Source organism: Cellulophaga baltica, assembly GCF_900102165.1.
Classification (GTDB): Bacteria; Bacteroidota; Bacteroidia; order Flavobacteriales; family Flavobacteriaceae; genus Cellulophaga; species Cellulophaga baltica.
The window spans coordinates 648,882-662,808 of the sequence record NZ_FNBD01000001.1; the positions used below are offsets into that span (position 1 = coordinate 648,882).

At 36.2% G+C, this 13,927-nt stretch carries 9 protein-coding genes; 3 read left to right on the plus strand and 6 right to left on the minus strand.

The annotated features are described in order from the left end of the window. From BLQ19_RS21170 to BLQ19_RS02890, 4 genes are all read right to left on the minus strand, one after another. A partial coding sequence (locus BLQ19_RS21170) for a hypothetical protein (RefSeq protein ID WP_175444388.1) occupies positions 1 to 284 on the minus strand: 284 nt, incomplete at its 3' end. A 197-nt stretch (positions 285 to 481) separates the two neighbouring features. After that, positions 482 to 1,897, minus strand: a complete 1,416-nt coding sequence (locus BLQ19_RS02880) for a sensor histidine kinase (RefSeq protein WP_024482182.1) — start codon at positions 1,895 to 1,897, stop codon at positions 482 to 484. A gap of 116 nt (positions 1,898 to 2,013) precedes the next feature. Then, entirely contained in the window at positions 2,014 to 2,565 is a 552-nt protein-coding gene (locus BLQ19_RS02885) for a CopD family protein (RefSeq protein WP_024482183.1), read from the minus strand. Further along, on the minus strand, positions 2,565 to 5,702 hold the full coding sequence (locus BLQ19_RS02890) for a WD40/YVTN/BNR-like repeat-containing protein (RefSeq protein ID WP_074537313.1): 3,138 nt from the start codon (positions 5,700 to 5,702) through the stop codon (positions 2,565 to 2,567). The genes BLQ19_RS02885 and BLQ19_RS02890 overlap by 1 nt, the downstream gene beginning before the upstream one ends. A 152-nt stretch (positions 5,703 to 5,854) precedes the next feature. Here BLQ19_RS02890 and BLQ19_RS02895 point away from each other — a divergent pair, with 152 nt between their 5' ends. Further along, positions 5,855 to 6,673 carry an EcsC family protein gene (locus BLQ19_RS02895; protein ID WP_024482185.1) on the plus strand — a complete coding sequence of 273 codons (819 nt, stop codon included), beginning with the start codon at positions 5,855 to 5,857 and terminating at the stop codon, positions 6,671 to 6,673. A 3-nt stretch (positions 6,674 to 6,676) separates the two neighbouring features. Here the strand turns inward: BLQ19_RS02895 and BLQ19_RS02900 are convergent, their stop codons facing one another. Beyond that, the gene (locus tag BLQ19_RS02900; protein WP_074537314.1) at positions 6,677 to 8,053 is read right to left on the minus strand and encodes an MATE family efflux transporter; all 1,377 of its coding nucleotides are present in this window, start codon (positions 8,051 to 8,053) and stop codon (positions 6,677 to 6,679) included. Further along, on the minus strand, positions 8,053 to 9,084 hold the full coding sequence (hemH, locus tag BLQ19_RS02905; RefSeq protein ID WP_074537315.1) for a ferrochelatase: 1,032 nt from the start codon (positions 9,082 to 9,084) through the stop codon (positions 8,053 to 8,055). The genes BLQ19_RS02900 and hemH overlap by 1 nt, the downstream gene beginning before the upstream one ends. Before the next feature lie 178 nt (positions 9,085 to 9,262). Between hemH and BLQ19_RS02910 the strand changes: the two genes are divergently transcribed. Both BLQ19_RS02910 and BLQ19_RS02915 read left to right on the plus strand, forming a co-directional pair. Continuing rightward, entirely contained in the window at positions 9,263 to 10,333 is a 1,071-nt protein-coding gene (locus BLQ19_RS02910) for a mechanosensitive ion channel family protein (protein WP_029447366.1), read from the plus strand. A gap of 56 nt (positions 10,334 to 10,389) precedes the next feature. Next, positions 10,390 to 13,899 carry a TraB/GumN family protein gene (locus tag BLQ19_RS02915; RefSeq protein WP_074537316.1) on the plus strand — a complete coding sequence of 1,170 codons (3,510 nt, stop codon included), beginning with the start codon at positions 10,390 to 10,392 and terminating at the stop codon, positions 13,897 to 13,899. Positions 13,900 to 13,927 lie beyond the last annotated feature (28 nt).

The following is a 13,927-nucleotide window of genomic DNA, read 5'->3' on the forward strand; positions in this document are numbered from 1 at the left end:
AAACTGCCAGCTAAAATAAGTAAGAATGAAAATCCAAAACTTATCTCTTTATTAATGCTGAATCTTCCTATTATATAAAGTAATGAGATACCATAAAGTAAAAATCCAAAATATTTATTTGTATCGCTTCCTAGTGCCTCATTTAATATGAAAAACTTATCATCTACTCGAATATAATATTCAGGATTATTTGCCTCTTCTTTTTTTATGCGTCTAGTAATATCCCTGTCCACACAATGGGGTAAATAGCCACCATATTTACCATATCTTTTTTTTATTTTCATTTTATGACTATTTTAAAAGCCTTTACCCCGCTTACCGCTGCTGATCTCAATTACTAATTTTAAGCTTACTGTTGTTGTTCCACTTTAACATCCCCCACCCTGCGGGCACCCCCTTCAAAGGGGGAATTGTAGGTATTGAAAATGTATTTTGTAGTGAATAGAAAAATTAAGAAGCTTCATATATACTTAGGTATAAATTACACTATCCTAGGGAATTTCACCGTAAAAACAGTTCCTTTTCCCGGTTGCGAGGTAAGGTCAATAGACCCATTATAGGTTTCCACAATGGTTTTAACCATGCCTAAACCAAGACCCATTCCGCTAGATTTAGTCGTAAATTTTGGTTCAAAGATTTTTTCTTTAAACTCATCTTCTATCCCAATACCATTATCTGCTACCGCAATTTTTACATAATTACCTTCTGAAGATACGGTTACCAATATTCTTGGATCTACAACATCTGGAACAGCTTGGATGGCATTTTTAACCAAATTAGTAAGCACTCTAATTAATTGCGTACGGTCTAGTTTAGCGATAATCTCTTCTTCATCGGCAATAAAATGAATATAGTTTTCATTAAATATATCTAAACCTAGCTTCACAATTTTCACCACATTAAGGGTTTCATTTTGCTGTGCAGGCATTTCGGCAAAATTGGAAAATGCCCCAGCAATACTGCTCATGGTATCTATTTGCTGAATTAATGTTTTTGAGTATTCTGTTAGCTTAGACCTAACGTCAGGATCTTCAGGATCAAACTTACGTTCAAAGCTCTGCACGGTTAAACGCATTGGTGTAAGCGGATTTTTAATTTCATGCGCTACTTGCTTTGCCATTTCTCGCCATGCTTGCTCCCGTTCACTTTTTGCCAATTTTACAGCGCTAATCTCTAGTTCATCAATCATCGCATTATAGGCATTAATTAATTTCCCGATCTCTTCTGATGGATTACCGACACTAATTCTTTTATTCTGTTTGGTTAAGAATGTGGCATTCATCTTATCAGAAACGGTCTGTAAAGATCTGGTGATGTATTTTGAGATGATGTAGGATAAAAGAATTGCTATCAACAACATAAAAACATAAACACCTCCTAAACGCAATAAGAACTCTTTTAATTCGTGATCATTAAAAGAATTGTCTTCAAAATACGGCAGATTTAAAATCCCAATAGGCTTAAATTTACCATCTGTAATATAGGTGTATGATGCTTGATATTTATCTCCTGCTGCAGATTTCTCCTCTAAGTACCTAGAGTTTACGCTATTCTTAAGGTTATTTAAAACCTCTGGCGTCAAACACATCGATATCGAATCGTTTTGGAATTTAGATTTTGGCCTAGAGCTTCTTATGAGTCCGCCCTCTAAATCATAAATATTGAAATTTACGTTCAGCACATCGGCAATTTGATAAATTTCATCTTTGAAAATAAGATCTAAATTGTCTGTTGTAGGGACGTAGGTAGTACGCTGTAATGTATACCGTATATTTTCTTTGATTTGCTCCTCTTTACGCTCTAAACGATCTTCATGGTAATCTTTAGATTGTTCCCCATATTGATAGATGGTAACCCCAGCAATTAGGACTGATGCCAATAACACCAAAACAATCATTGAAATAAAAATACGGGACCTGAGAGAAACTTTATTGAACACGCTTTATTGTTTGAATTTGCTGAATTTTAAAGGTAACAATAATCACACCAAAAGGCTTTTAAGGTCAAAACCAATTAAGCATCTGGATTTTTAGCTCTAATACGTTTGTATAATTTAATACCCAACATAAGTAATACCCCTAAAGCTATAATTCCTACAACGCCATAAACCCAACTAATCGTACTTTTTAAGACCACTAAAAAAACCACAGCAAATAAAATAATAGTAGCCCCCTCATTCCAGATACGCATAAAGTTAGACGTATACCTTATATCGTCGCGCTGTAATTGTTTAAAAATTTGGTGGTTTTTAAGATGATACAAAATAAGCAGTACTACAAAAGCCAGTTTCACATGCATCCATGGTTGTTGTAACCAAGCCGGAAGGAGCACTAGCAACCAAATTGCAAATACTATAGCTAAAATGGCCGAAGGCCAGGTAATGATATACCATAGCCTTTTGGTCATTAATTTAAATTCTTTTGTTAAGATTTCTTTTTCTGGAGAAGGTCTTAAGGAAGCTTCTATATGGTTTATAAATAGTCTTGGGACATAAAAAAGCCCTGCAAACCATGTGATTACAAAAATTAAATGCAATGCTTTTATATAACCGTATAGTTCTGTCATTATTCCTCTACAAATAAATAGTTAAGTTTTAGCTGATTGAATTCTTCATTAAACTGTTTCATCTCCTTACTTATCAGCGCATCAAAAGTACTTAATTGTGCTTTTATTTCGGCAGTCAATTCATTTTTAACTGCGATATCTTGCGCCGTAGGCGGAAAATCATCAATAGCTACCAAGCTATTTAAATGCCCAAGTTTATTGGTTAACTTAATTGGAAAGTTCAAAGGGTCTTGCCCGCTTCTGTTTTGCGTTTGATATAAGGCCTTTTCTACTTCGCCAAATTTCTCTTTCATTGCTTTTGCTTTCTCCAATAAAGCCTTTGTTTGCTCATTGCCTTTATATTGCTTTGAAAAAGCATCTAGCTGCTTCGTAATTGTTCTAATTTTTTCAATAGAAGTATGCGCTCTATCAATAGTAGCATTAATATCTGCTATAAAATTAAACTGCTCTTGCATAGCTGCTACTGAAGCTTCTGCTCTAGGATCTGGTAAAATTTTAAAGTCTTCCGTAGCTATTTTTCCATTCACCGATAGACTTACTTTATAGGTTCCGGGAACTGCTTTTGCTCCGTCTAAATTAGCCCACCATAAAATCATCCCATCTAATTTCTTAGCTCCTTTTCCACGCGTATCCCAAACATGCGTATTTCCTCCTTTTTTAAGATCTAATTTTTGCTCTTTTACTTTTGTTGTATTGGAAAAAGAAGCAAGGGTATCACCTTTCATACTCAAATAGGTTAAAGCAATACTATCTTTTTCATTTAAACTATTTAAATAGAAATGTGTAATTACCCCGTTAGGATGGTTTTGGCCCGCAGTTTTAGATGGTTTTTTACTTGCACGCCCTTTTGTTCTGTAAGCGTCTTTAGGCTGAAATAAAATAGTTGCTTTATCTTTATCAGAAGTATTGAGTTGGTGCAGTACGGTTAAGTCGTCAATAATCCATAAGCTTCTACCCTGTGTGGCCACAATTAAATTATCATCCTTGATCGCTAAATCTGTAATAGGCACAATAGGCAAGTTCATTTGAAACGGATTCCAGTTGGCCCCATCATCAAAAGAAATATACATTCCTGTTTCCGTACCAGCATAGAGCAATCCTTTTCTTTTAGGATCTTCGCGCACTACTCTCGTGAAATGCTCTTCATCAATCCCATTTGTAATTTTACGCCACGTTTTACCGTAATCTGTAGTTTTATATAAGTAAGGTTCAAAATCGCCTAATTTATATCGTGTTGCCGCAACATAGCATGTACCGGCATCAAAAGCCGAAGGCTCAATGCTATTGATCATAGCCCATTCTGGCATATTTGTAGGAGTAACATTAGTCCAAGAAGTACCACCGTCTTTAGTGACATGCACCAAACCATCATCACTACCTACCCAAAGCAAGCCTTCTTTAAGCGGACTTTCATTAGCCGCAAAAATGGTACAGTAATATTCTACACTCGTATTGTCTTGTGTTATTGGCCCACCACTAGAGCCTAGTTTCGTAGGATCATTTCTAGTCAAATCATCACTCAAAAGCGTCCAACTTTGTCCTTCATTTTCCGAAACATGCACATGGTTAGAAAAAGTATATAATTTTTTGGGATTATGTTTACTGAATACGATAGGGAAATTCCATTGAAAACGATACTTCATGGCTTCAGCCCCAGCACCCATAGGATTATCTGGCCACACATTTATACCTCTTACCGTTTTTGTTTTATGATTAACACGCGTTAAAAAGCCATCATAACTACCTCCATACACAATATCATCATCGGCAGGATCTACGGCAATCCAAGCCGATTCTCCCCCTGCCGTTTCTTCCCAATCATTTTCATCTATACTACGCCCATCACTTCTGTGATTGATCCGAAGTGTAGAATTATCTTGCTGCGCTGCATAAATCCGATAAGGAAAAGCGTTATCTGTTGTAACTCTATAAAATTGTGCGGTAGGTTGGTTGTAATAGGTACTCCATGTTTCACCGCCATCATAAGAAATTTGCGCACCACCATCATCTCCAATAATCATGCGATTAGAATTTTCTGGAGCAATCCAAAGATCATGATGATCTCCATGTGGCGCATTAAACGTTGAGAATGATTTTCCGCCATCACTAGATTTATGGTAATCTACATTTAAAACATACACCACATCTTCATCTTCTGTATCCGCATAAAGACGCGTATAGTACCAAGCACGTTGGCGTAATTTACGTTCATCATTAACTTGCGTCCATGAATTACCCGCATCATCGCTGCGGTACAAGCCACCTTTTTCCTTATTTTCTACAATGGCCCATACACGATCAGAATTTTTCGGTGAAACGGTCACGCCGATAATCCCTAAAGTATCTTTTGGGAAGCCTTCATTTTTAGAAATCTCTGTCCACGTCTCTCCACTGTCTGTACTTTTCCACAACGCAGAGCCATCACCACCACTACTTAAACTATAAGGTGTACGTTCTGCACGCCAAGTAGAAGCATACAAAATTCTAGGATTATTAGGATCAAATACCAGATCTACAGCTCCTGCTTGCTCATTAACAAAAAGTGTTTTTTTCCAATTTTTACCACCGTCTATACTTTTGTAGATACCCCGTTCTTGTGTTGGTTTATAAATATTACCTAAAACCGCTGCGTAAACAATATCAGAATTGGTTGGATGCACCCGGAGTCTAGGCACGTGCCTACTTTTTTCAAGGCCTACAGAGACCCATGTTTTTCCTGCATTTTCAGTTTTCCAAACGCCGTATCCAGAAGATACATTACCGCGAAGTGTTTTTTCACCACCTCCTACATAGATCACATTTGGGTCGCTTTTAGAAACCTCAATAGCCCCAATGCTCCCTCCAAAAAAGCCATCAGAAATATTCTCCCATTCCCGACCTCCATTTGTCGTTTTCCATACACCACCACCTGTTGCTCCAAAATAAAACAAATTTGGTTGCCCTGGAACGCCGGTTACGGCAGCAGAACGCCCCCCACGAAACGGCCCCAACAATCTATATTCTAAGCTAGAATATAAGGTCTCTGGAATTTGGGTAGTAGCTTGTTTTGATTTTTTCTTTTTTTGTGCCAAGGCCGTAAGCGGCAGTACACAAAGTAATAGCAGGATCATGCTATTTTTGAGGTAGTTGGTTTTCATTGTATGTTCATTGAAATTAGTCGTTTCTAAATTAAGGAGATTTGAACGTAACTGAAAATATAATTTCCTTTATCGGTAACAAGACCGCTAAAAGATGTAACAATTGTGTACTTTTCACTACCTATATACTACGTTAACAAATTACTGAACACATGTCAAAACTTATATCAAACCCAAAACTCACGGAAAACGATTTAAAGATTTTAATCAAGGCTAAGCAGCAGATGGAAGAAATTGGTTGGGCCATGAAAGGATTAAATAGTGTTGGAAATATCATTCAAAATAAGGTAGAGCTACTACCACAAAAACAGCAAAAATGGTTACAAGAAGCAAGTTATAAGACCTTACAAAAAGTAGTTAAAACCAACTTGCTCTCTATGAAAACAAATAAGCCACTAACAACCCCACTGAATAACACCTATAAAGCACTCGTTACTTCTTCAGGTATTTTAGGAGGCACTTTTGGCATCGTTGCTTTTTCTGCAGATTTAGCGGTTGCCACTAAATTTATGATGCGTTCCATTATGGATATTGCTCGTAGCGAGGGTGAAGACCTTACGGAGTTAGACACACAACTTGCCTGCTTACAGGTTTTTGCATTAGGAGGCAAAAGCACACATGATGACCACCTTGAAACGGGATATTATGCTACCCGAATTACCCTAAACTCTACGATAAAAGGAGCAACAAGTGGCGCTGGAAAATTAGTAGGCGGAATGTTAAAGGGAAGTTCTAATCCGTTGTTGCAAATTTTAGGAGCTATTGCCTCCCGATTTAGCATACAAGTTTCTGAAAAGTTTGTAGCGCAAGCCATTCCTGTCTTGGGCGCTGCAGGTGGTGGTGCTATAAATTTAGCCTTCATTCATCATTTTCAACGCATGGCACATGCACATTTTGCTATCCGAAAGCTAGAACGTACATACGGCGAAGAACTAATTAGACAATCTTACGAGGAAATTACCATCAGCTAAGAACTAGCTCAATTCTCGTTTCATTTCTTTTCTTAAGTAGTATCCTGTGATCACCGTGGCCAAGACATCTGCTATAGGAAATGCAAGCCACACACCTAATTCACCTAGATATTTAGGTAAAATTATAATTAATGGTATAAAAAAGAAACCTTGCCTTGTTAAGGTTAACAAAAGCGCAGGAATTGCTTTCCCGATTGCTTGAAAATAGGCAGCACCAATTAATTGTAAGGCGATAATTGGCGTTGCAGCAAATACCAAACGCATTGCTGTTGGCGTATGTTCTAAAACATAAGCATTAACAGCCAACTCACTAGCCGGAATACCCTCTTTAGAACTTAAAAATAAGGACGCTATCTCTCCTGGAAATATCATTAAACCAACAAACACAACGCTTGCCATAATTGCAGCATATTTAATAGCCGTGACAATACTCTCTCGTACCCTTTGGTATTTTTTTGCACCATAATTGAATCCGGCAATAGGTAAAAAACCTTGTGTTACTCCAAATACTGGGAACAGTGCAAACATCAGCATTCTGCCTATAATGGCATAAACAGCTACCATAGCTTCTCCTCCTAAACCAAACAGTATATTATTCATTAATAAATAAACGATACTGGTAGTCGCCTGTCTTGCTAAGGTTACAAAACCTAGCGAACTTATTTCCTTTAAAACTGGAAAATCAAATTTTAAGTGATGCCACCCAATTTTTAGTTCTGAATTTTTTGAAACAAAGAAATAAAATACATAGGAAAAGCATAATAAATACCCAATGGTCGTAGCCCAAGCAGCTCCGGCCATTCCCCAATCAAAAATGTAGATAAAAACATAATCCATCACTAAATTTCCGATAGATGGTATGATCATGGCAATCATGGCAAATTTAGGTTTCCCTTCTGCCCTAATCACGGTATTCCCCATCATACAAAGTGCCAAAAAAGGAACTCCATATAAAACGATCGTATAGTAAATTTTTGCGGGTTCAAAAATACTTCCTTTACCACCAAAGGCCGGGATAATGGCGTCTAAATAGGTTAAACCCAGTATAACCATACCGATAGTTATAAAAAGTGTTAACGCTATTTGATTCCCAAATGTTTTTAAGGCTTTTTCTTTATGATTACTCCCTAAAGCCCTAGAAATAATACTGGATCCGCCGATACCCACAGACATTCCGAGAGCTGCGATAAAGAATGAAACAGGTAATACTACATTAATAGCAGCAATTGCAATAGACCCAATCCAATTACCTACAAAAATAGAATCTACTAGAACATTAAGAGACATCACCAAAATACCAATAGAGGCAGGTACCGCTTGCTTGATAAGTAATTTACCTATAGGTTCTGACCCTAACTGATCTGCAGATACATTTGCCATTATGCTGGCAGTTTATCTGTTTTTTCCCAGTCTTCTAACCATGCTGCCATTACTGACACCCATGAATCGTCATCATTTAAGCAAGGAATGTGTTTATAGGTATCACCGCCTGCTTCCTGAAACTGTTCTTTACCTTCCATAGCAATCTCTTCAAGAGTCTCTAAGCAATCGGATACGAAGGCTGGTGTAATAACCGCCAGGCGCTTCTTCCCCTCTTTAGGAAAACGCTCAAACTCAAAATCGGTGTAGGGTTTTAACCATGGATCATTAGGCAGCCTAGACTGAAAAGATACACTAACTTTATCTTCTGGTAATCCTAAGTATTTTTTAACACTTTCTGTGGTATCGTAACATTGATGGCGGTAGCAAGTGTGGTGTGCTACCGAATTTGTTTGACAACAGCTACCGTCTATTTTACAATGAAATTTTGTGGGATCTGACTTACGGATATGGCGCTCTGGAATACCATGGTATGAAAATAAAATATGATCGTACTCAAAGCCTTCTAAATGTTTAGCAATATTTTCTGAAAGCACTTTTATATATTCTGGATTTTTATAAAAAGCGGGTAAGGTGGTGATCTTCATTTCAGGAAAAAACGCGTCCTTTACCTCCATTGTTTTAACCACCACTGTTTCAAAAGAAGACATGGCATAATGAGGATAAAGGGGCACTAAAATTACATCATCTACGCCTTTATTTTTCAGCTCCTGTATTGCGTTTTTAATTGTCATCTTACCATATCGCATACCAAGAGCTACGGGCATTTGAATTTGCTTACTTACTTTTTCTGCAAATCTTTCCGAAATAACAACTAGAGGTGAGCCTTCTTCCCACCATATTTTGGCATACGCTTCAGCAGATTTTTTAGGTCTTGTTTGAAGAATAATTCCTCGTACTATAATGTTTCTAAGAATATTATTAACATCAATTACTCTTTCATCCATCAAAAACTCGTCTAAATACGGCTTAACATCTTTAGCCGTAGGACTTTCTGGTGAACCCAAATTAACCAATAAAACGCCTTTCATAATTTTAATTTTTCTTTTTCAGACGACAAAAATACTACATGCTGATTTCAAATCCTTTAAAACCACCAATTAGTTTATTTATGATATTATAGTTAAATTCAATTTTCACATCGATTTAACACCAAAAAAGTATCATTTTCTTATGTTGCAAGACCCGTAAATTAAACCTAAAAAAATTATGCTTAAAAACTTATTAGAAAAGCCAAACGCCTTAGTGTATATAGTTGTTGCCATTTTAAGTCTATTTGCGTTACAATACATCACCGTTAAAATATTACGCCAATTTGGTAAGAACCCTAAATACCTGTTAGACCGACAGAGTATTTCGAGAATTACAAAACCCATATTTCTTCTTTTTATAGGTATTTTAATTCGGATTAAGGTTATTCATCAAAACCTTGGCATAAGTGAAGTAACCTTTGTGCTTCAAAAATTGAGTACTCTTCTCATAATTTTTGCCATTACGTGGCTGCTCATTGCCAGTATCAGAATTATCAAGAAAAAGGTAATTGAAAACTATGACGTTAGCGCATCGAACAACCTAAGAGCACGAAAAATATATACCCAGTTTAATATTTTAGAGCGAATTGTGATTTTCTTATTAATCATCTTTGCAGTTGGCATTGCTCTGATGAGCTTTGATAGCATTCGCGAAATTGGAGTAAGTATTTTTGCTTCAGCAGGAGTTGCAGGAATTATTCTTGGTTTTTCTGCTCAAAAGATGCTCGCTAGCATTTTAGCAGGTATTCAAATTGCCATAGCACAACCCATAAAAATTGATGATGTTGTTATAGTAGAAGGTGAGTGGGGCCGCATAGAAGAAATTACACTTACCTATGTGGTTGTCAACATTTGGGACAAAAGACGATTAATTGTCCCAACCACCTATTTCATTGAAAAGCCTTTTCAGAATTGGACCAAAACATCCTCAGATATTTTAGGAACTGTATTCTTATACACAGACTATAATGTGCCATTTGATGAAATGAGGGCAGAGCTTACCAAAATACTGCATAGTACGGAGTTATGGGATGGCGAAGTGAACGTATTGCAAGTAACAGACTCTAAAGAACACACGGTAGAAATTAGGGCTTTGATGAGCGCCAAAGACTCTCCTACTGCATGGGATTTACGTGTATTAGTCAGAGAGAAACTTATTTCATTTTTACAAAAAAACTATCCAGATAGCTTACCGCATACCCGCGTCATTTTAAAAAATTTAAACGACTCAAAAATACAAACGGAATAGTACCGTTATAAGTAGTAACCACAACGCTTACAAACCTTTTTAAACCAAAATTATCAATGCGTTTATTCTTTAGTCTACTATTTGTTATCTGCTATGTTACATGCAATGCGCAAGAGAAAAATAGCCTTCTTTGGGAAATTTCTGGAAATGGCTTAAAACAAAGTTCATATCTCTATGGCACCATGCACGTAAGCAAAAAAATTGCTTTTCGCTTAGATGACGTTTTTTACGAGGCTTTAAATAGTAGTGCGGTAATTGCCTTAGAATCAGACCCAAGTACATGGTTAGAAAATGAAGACAGCATGGGTTTTGGCTTTGGAGAAAGCTTTATGGCAAAAGGGTTTTATACCAATGCGTTTAAAATTGACAATCCTCAAAAAGTAGAAATCTCAAGTTATTTAGGCTTTGAAGATCAAATGATTAACAACATCTTATACCGCTCTGATGGAACATCTCAAAATTTTGAAGAGGACACGTATTTAGATATGTTCATTTATCAGGCAGGGAAAAAATTTAATAAACCTGTGATCGCCTTAGAAGATCTTGAAGAATCTACAGCCCTTGTAGGCCGTGCGAGCTTTAACAGCCTAAAAGAAAAACCTGCAGAGTGGCTTCAAAAGAAAATGCAACAACAAGAACCGTTGCAACTATTACAGGATGCGTATAGAGAACGAAACATTAATTTACTAGATTCTATTGATAAAGGCATGTACACCCCGTATTATTTGGAAAATATGCTGTACACAAGGAATAGCAACATGGCTACCAAATTAGATTCTCTCATTACCCATTCTAAAGTATTTGCAGGAATTGGCGCAGCTCATTTACCCGGGGAACATGGTGTCATTGCTTTGTTGCGTAAAAAAGGATACACGGTAAAAGCACTTACTTCTAAAACGAGCTCTAAGGGAGCTACATTAAAAGAAGAATTTGAAGACAAAATTAAAGAAAACAACTATATATACCAATCGGTAGATGATTCTTTATTCTCAGTATCGCTTCCTAATAAGCTATACCCAATAGCGGAATTTTCTAATACGTTCTATGTCTCGCCAGATTTAGCCAACGGAAGTTTCTTTACGGTAAATAGAATTCCTACGTACTCTTATTTGAAAAAAGACGACCTCTACAGTATAGAAGATATTGACCAGCTCTTATTTGAAAATATACCCGGGAAAATTGAATCGAAAAGTAGAATTTCTAAAAATGGCTTTGAAGGAATTGATGTAAAGAATCTTTTAAAAAATGGCGAACATCAGCGGTACCAGATTTTTGTGACTCCTTTAGAGATCATCATTTTTAAAATGGGTGGACAAGGTACTTTTGTGCAGCAGTATTCTGATACAATATTCAATAGCTTACAATTTAAAACAATCACTAATACGATGAAGAAGGTTTCTTCTGTTTATGATGATTTTGAAGTAGCAATGCCCTCTAATTACACGTTTACCAATACCAAAAGAACTGGCAATAGATTTATACAAGGCGTAGATCTTAAAAATAATACCTATCGGTTTCTAAAAAAAGCTACGCTTCATGACTACAATTATATTGAAGAGGACAGTTTTGAATTGAAGCAAATTCAACATCGTTTCTATCAGAACTTAGATCTAGAAGGAATTTATAAAGACTTTACCAATAACAGTTTAAAATCTTTTGCCGCAACCGACACTTTAAGTGGAGAAAAACTTCATTTAATTACAAAAATTAGGGGTGATGAATATTACTTGTTGGGAATCTTAACTACAAAAGATGAAGACGCTGCTAGTTACTTCGATTCTTTTAAAATTAAACCAACCATATATAAAGAAACCTTTTCTAAAGTAAAAGATACCGCACTGTTTTTTACTACCGTTACATCTATAAAGCCTCCCCTATTTGTAGTGAACAGTAATGGCTACAATAAAAAGGAGATTAAACCTTACAATGCATACACTAAGAGAAGCGTTTATCAGAACAAAAACAATGAAGCCATTACTGTTCAGTTAAATAAATCGCATGATTTTTTAATGTTTAGCAGTATTGACTCCGTTTGGTCTTTACGAAAAAAACTATACGCCCATAAAAAATTTAATACCAGTCATGAAAAAATCACCCATGGTGAAAATGGATATAGTGAATTTGAGATAACTTTAACCGATACTGCCAGCACACGCGGTATCTTAATCAAGAATGTTCTTAAAGGGGGAGCTTTATATGAAATGCAAGCTGTGATAGACACTGTTAGTAAACCCAGCAAGTTCATTCGTGAGTTTTTTGACAATTTCAAACCCCTAGATACCATTCTAGGGAAAGATATTTTAGCCGATAAAACCAATCAGTTTTTTAAAGCCCTGAGAAGTAATGATAGCATTGTAATCAATGGCTATCCTTTTATTCAATTTGAGAAAAAGCATATTGATTCACTGAAGAATATCATAACCGAATTTGATTTCAAAGAAAGTCAGAAAAACATCCAGAGTTACTTGATAGAACAACTAGCAGCCATTGATGAATCTGAAACCATTGATTTTTATACTGATTTTTATCAAAAATCGTACAACAACTCTTCTTCTCAGACTAAAGTGCTACAGGCCATAACCAAAAAAAGCACTACAGAATCTGCCGAGCAGCTTTTAGAACTCATGGCTGTAGACCTCCCATTAGTTTCTAGTTCTTATGAAATTTATCAAATATTTAAACCCTATATGGATAGCTTGCCACTAGCCAAAAAGTTGTATCCTGAAATTTTGGACTATAGTGCTATTGAAGAATACAAATCATCTATATTTTCTCTTCTAGCCAAATTAAAGGCAGAGGGCTTAATAAAGCCTAGCAGCTATAAAAAATACCGTAAGCAAATGTTGAATGATGCCAAAATTCAACTTAAAAGGGAACTAGGGAAAAGCAGCAAAAGAAATACCAATCAGTATTATGATAATTTATACGTCAGTTCTAAGAGCTCTGTCTTAGAAGACTATGTACAGCTACTACATCCTTTTTCCAAAGAAAAAGATGTGCAGTTGTTTTTTGAAAAGTTAGACTTATTGGAAGATGCAGACATACAAACCACTAAAGCTGCACTTTTAGCCCATACACCTAATGCTATAAATAATGAAGCACTCCATGCGCTGGCAGAAAATATGGAGAGTAGAAACTTATTATTCACCAAATTAAAGGCAGTAGGAAAACTATCTTTATTTCCTTCTCCTTACAAAACTCAAAAACACTTAGCCGAAGCACAATTATTTGATAGAAAGAATATTGACAAAGAGAAAGACTCTGTCTTATTTATTGCTAAAAAAGAAATAACCTACCGAGACAAAGCCTATGTTGGATATCTGTTTAAACACAGTGATGGTAGTGATTACGACAAGAATTTTAAAATGTATATAGCTGTATACGAACTTAGCGATCAATTAAAAGCGAAGCCATTTTATAAAAACAGCGGCTACCGTATTGAGGACACGGACACCGACCAGGAAATTGCAGACGTTGTGATAGAAGAGTTTCTTTTAAGAGAGCGCCCAAGAGCCGAAGTGTACAGACCCAACCAAGGAAATAACTTTGGTTATTATGATTATTAAAAATACTTATCTTTAAAGCCCCAAAAGC

What these genes read in the sequence shown, in the direction of transcription:
- BLQ19_RS02900 (WP_074537314.1), bottom strand. Translation starts at nt 8,053, where the DNA reads ATGGCAAATGTATCTGCAGATCAGTTAGGGTCAGAACCTATAGGTAAA.
- BLQ19_RS02895 (WP_024482185.1), top strand. Translation starts at nt 5,855, where the DNA reads ATGTCAAAACTTATATCAAACCCAAAACTCACGGAAAACGATTTAAAG.
- BLQ19_RS02890 (WP_074537313.1), bottom strand. Translation starts at nt 5,702, where the DNA reads ATGAAAACCAACTACCTCAAAAATAGCATGATCCTGCTATTACTTTGT.
- BLQ19_RS02910 (WP_029447366.1), top strand. Translation starts at nt 9,263, where the DNA reads ATGCTTAAAAACTTATTAGAAAAGCCAAACGCCTTAGTGTATATAGTT.
- hemH (WP_074537315.1), bottom strand. Translation starts at nt 9,084, where the DNA reads ATGAAAGGCGTTTTATTGGTTAATTTGGGTTCACCAGAAAGTCCTACG.
- BLQ19_RS02915 (WP_074537316.1), top strand. Translation starts at nt 10,390, where the DNA reads ATGCGTTTATTCTTTAGTCTACTATTTGTTATCTGCTATGTTACATGC.
- BLQ19_RS02885 (WP_024482183.1), bottom strand. Translation starts at nt 2,565, where the DNA reads ATGACAGAACTATACGGTTATATAAAAGCATTGCATTTAATTTTTGTA.
- BLQ19_RS02880 (WP_024482182.1), bottom strand. Translation starts at nt 1,897, where the DNA reads ATGATTGTTTTGGTGTTATTGGCATCAGTCCTAATTGCTGGGGTTACC.